Here is a 3,916-nt window from a genome sequence, read left to right as displayed (position 1 = left end):
GTGTCCGTGCTCGCCGACCCCACCGCCGACCAACGCCGCGCCTTCGACCTGCTCGACACCCCGATACCGCTCACCGCCGCCGCGTAGCCAGAACAACCACCCCACGAAACCAGCCAATCCCCAGGTCCCCCCGGGATTCACCTATTTCAGCTGCCGTAACTTCGGCCTAGAGCGAATTGCAATTGCAAATGTTAAGTCCCGAACGGATTTTCGCTGGAGAGAGGAGCGGCTTTGCACGGGGTGTCCGCGCATGGTCGCGTTTGGGGTCCCCCCAGGCAAAACAGTCCCAGCGTAAGAAGGACCGCGTGCTACAGCTTCGAGTTCCAAACGAGCAGCGCCATGATGGCCGACGCAAGAACGACCGCCGTCACAGCATCGCCTCGGCCCACGCGATATGCCCCTCGTAGCCAAGCGTTCTCGCCATGTCGCGGTAGCGGTCCCGAAAGTGCGAGTAAGCACCGTCGTCGCCGTGAGCCCGTGCTAGTAGCGCCCGCTGCCGCAGCAGCCAGATCTCGCGTATCACCAAACCCTCATCGGCGGGCGCGGCTGCCAACCGCTCAATCGCGGCGTTGGCTTCGACCACGTCACCCTCGGCCCCGCGATCCAGCAGTGTCTCCACGAGAACACCTGTCGCAGCAACGCCCCACCCCAGCAGCCGTCCCCCGCGGAACAGATGGTCGACGGCGGCGCGCGCGAGCGGTACAGCGTCATCGTGATCTCCACGCCGAGCCCGCTCACGCGCCACGTACACCTCGAGCACCGGTAACACGCTCAGGTTGTGTCCCTGGCACAGGAACACGTCGCGGACCTCGGCCAGCAGCTTGTGTCCGCGGTCACGATCCGCAGCCGTGCGGCGGTGTACCAGAGCTACGCCCAGCGTGATCTGGGCCATGGCCAACGCGAGGTCGTCACCGGATCGTTCGGCAATCCGTAGGGCATCATCGATCTCGCGCACCGCGGCATCGTCGGGCCTCAGCACGCCAGCCGGTATTGCCGTGAAGTAGACGTAGGCGACGACCGTGGCGTGTGACATGGGGTCGGCGCTGCGGGCCATGGCAGGGGCGTGCCGCTGGTCGTCGCGCCATCCGGGGCGACCCAGCTGATAACGGGCGATAGCCCGCGTCGTCAAGGCCAACGCCAAGGGGGACCCGAGAATGAAGTTGCCTTTAGAGGGATCACCGTCGGCCAGGTCGATAACCCGCTGTGACCACCGCAGCACGTCAGGCCACTCGCCACTCTCACCTTTGGCAGTAGCCAGGGGGAAGGACAGCCCCACCGTCAGGGTCGGATCGCCGATGGACTCGATGAGGGCCATGGCTTCGGATGCCAGCTGCGACGCCTCGCGTAGCCGGTCCTCGAGCGCGTGATCCATCACCAGCCCAGCCATGCCGATGGCCAGTGACGCCTTGTCCCCGGCGGCGGTGCACAACTCGCGCAACTCATCGAAACGGTCACCGGCCACATGTTCATGGACTCGCCAGGCGCTGCCGCACAACATGGTGCGAGGGGCGATGCGCGTGGCTGCTCGGTTGGGGTCCTCGGCGGGTAGGGCGTCGGCGATCCGCGTAGCGCGCTCCCAGCTCAGCCATGCTGCGGTGATATCGCGGTTGGTCGCCCACGTTGCCGCGCGCATGTGCCAGCCGTAGGCGGCGTACGAATCACCAGCGGCTTCCAGATGTTCGGCGATCAGCGCCGCGTTCTCCTCGCCTGTTGGCGGGTCACGTGCTTCAATCGCGGCCGCGACGCGCCGGTGCAGCTCGGCGCGATCCGATTTGAGCTGCGACTCGTAGGCCACGGTGCGGACCAGTGGATGATGGAACACATACTCGGGTTGCCGAGTAAATGTGATCTGATCGATGAACTCGCCTCTCACCAGGTCCTCTAGGACTGGATCAATGCCCAGCGTTTCGAGGAGGCCCCGGCTGAACTTCGTGCCGATGACAGCGGCTGCGCTCAACGTCTGCTTGGCCGCCGGATCAAGTCGGTCGATGCGGGCGGCGATGGTCGCCTGCAAGGTGGGTGGCACGCTGACCTGGGCGGCATCGGCGGTCAGTTCGTAGGCGCTGCGGTTGCCCCGTAGGACCCCGCGCTCGGCCAGGTCGCGAACGATCTCCTCCGCGAAGAACGGGTTTCCGGCGGCCCGCTCAGCGATCTTCTGGCCCAGTGCGCCAACCGAGGAATCCGACCCCAGCAGCTCCGAAACCAGGGCTGCGGTTTCCGAATCGCTCAGCGGGGCAAGGGCGATGCTCTGAGCACCGGGCACCCGGCTCAACGTGCCCCGGTATTCGGGGCGGTAGGTAATAAGCACCAGCGAGGGTGTCTGCGGGATCACTGTGAAGAACGCGGCCAGCATGGACTCGCTGACCTCATCGATCCAGTGCGCGTCTTCGATGACGTAGACCGTTGGGGTGTGGCGGGCCAATGAGGCGGTGTTGACCAGCGCGGTCAACCGCCGCCGCCGGGCATCGGGATCGATCTTGGGTAGCTCGACATCGGGTTCGGCGATGCCCAACAAGTCATGGAAGAGCAGCACGTCCTCGGGGTCTGCATCCGGCACCCGGGAGCGCACTCGGTTACGAGCGGCCGGGCCGTCCAGGCCGCGCACACCGATGGCTGCGCGCAGCAGCCGCGCCACGAGGTGGAAGGGAACGTCGCTGGCGTGCGATTCGCAGTAGGCGCTGAACACCTCCACTTCGCGCCCAGCAGCGATTGCCGCCACGTCACGCACCAGACGGCTCTTGCCGATGCCGGGTGGTCCGACCACTTCAACCACAGCGCCATGGCCATCGACTGCGCGGTCCAGCAAGCCTTCGACGGCGGACATCTCCCAGCGCCGACCGACCAGATTCGACTCAGCACGCCCGACAGCAGGCCGTTCCCCCATACTCAACAGCCGCCGGGCAGGCACCGGCGCGTCGGCACCCTTGATCTGAACCAACTCAGCGTCGCCGAGATTCGCCGCCCCCTCAACCAGTCGTGCGGTCGAGGCGCTGAGCATCACCCCACCCGGCGGTGCCACCGATTCCATCCGTTGGGCCATGCCGACTTGCTCGCCGACGGCGGTGTAACCGAAAGGCCCCGAACCGATCTCACCGGCGATCACCTCACCGGAGTTAAGTCCCACGCGCAACTGCAGCTCCACACCGTCGCGCTCTCGCACGGTTACAGCAAGCCGCTTGGCCTCCTCCTGAACGCCCAAGGTCGCCAGACAGGCACGAACGGCGTGGTCCTCCAACGCCACCGGCGCACCGAACACCGCCATGATCCCGTCACCGGTGAACTTGTCCACTGTTCCGCCGTACCGCTGCACCACTACCGCACAGTGGTCGGCGAGCTCGGCCATGATCTCGCGCAGCCGCTCTGGCCCGACGGCCGCCGCGATGTCCATCGAATGCACCACATCGGCGAACAGGACCGTCACCTGCTTGTACTCGGCCGGTGTCGTGGCAGTCGCAACCGCCGCACCGCACTCGTTACAGAACTTCGAAGTCGGCGGCAGCTCAGTACCGCACGACCCGCACACCAAGGCTGCCGCCGTCATGTCACGCGGCCAGCCCACTGTCGTTCCACGTCACTATCGTGTCACCGCTGGCCAGCCAGCATGTGTCATATTGCCGCCGCGATCCGGCCAACCGGTAGGGCGCTACACCGCGCCTCGGGCCTCGGTGTCTGAACCGGATTCCGCCGATGTGGCAGGTATGAGCGCGTCTGTTGTGAGATTCTGCGGGGGTGTCCGCTCCCCCGGCGGCCGCACCTTCGGGTGTGGTGACGTTCCTGTTCAGCGATGTGGAGGGTTCGACCCGTCGGTGGGAGACCGACGCCGACGCGATGCGGGTGGCGCTGGCCGCCCATGACGAGGTGTTGCGCAAGGCGATCGAGGTGCAGGGCGGCTGGCTGTTCAAGCACACCGGCGACG

Annotated in this window: 2 protein-coding genes; one reads left to right on the top strand and one right to left on the bottom strand. The window is 66.3% G+C overall.

From position 1 onward, the window contains the following. Positions 1–367 precede the first annotated feature (367 nt). Positions 368–3,541 (bottom strand): AAA family ATPase, encoded by a 3,174-nt coding sequence (locus ACLP4W_RS08465; RefSeq protein ID WP_442385695.1) that lies wholly within the window; start codon positions 3,539–3,541, stop codon positions 368–370. Between the two features lie 188 nt (positions 3,542–3,729). Here ACLP4W_RS08465 and ACLP4W_RS08460 point away from each other — a divergent pair. Beyond that, positions 3,730–3,916 (top strand): hypothetical protein (locus tag ACLP4W_RS08460; protein WP_442385694.1); only part of this gene is annotated, 187 nt, incomplete at its 3' end.

It is taken from the genome of Mycobacterium sp., from assembly GCF_052145595.1.
GTDB lineage: Bacteria > Actinomycetota > Actinomycetes > Mycobacteriales > Mycobacteriaceae > Mycobacterium.
This window is presented reverse-complemented; position numbering and strand designations above follow the sequence as displayed.

What these genes read in the sequence shown, in the direction of transcription:
- ACLP4W_RS08465 (WP_442385695.1), bottom strand. Translation starts at nt 3,541, where the DNA reads ATGACGGCGGCAGCCTTGGTGTGCGGGTCGTGCGGTACTGAGCTGCCG.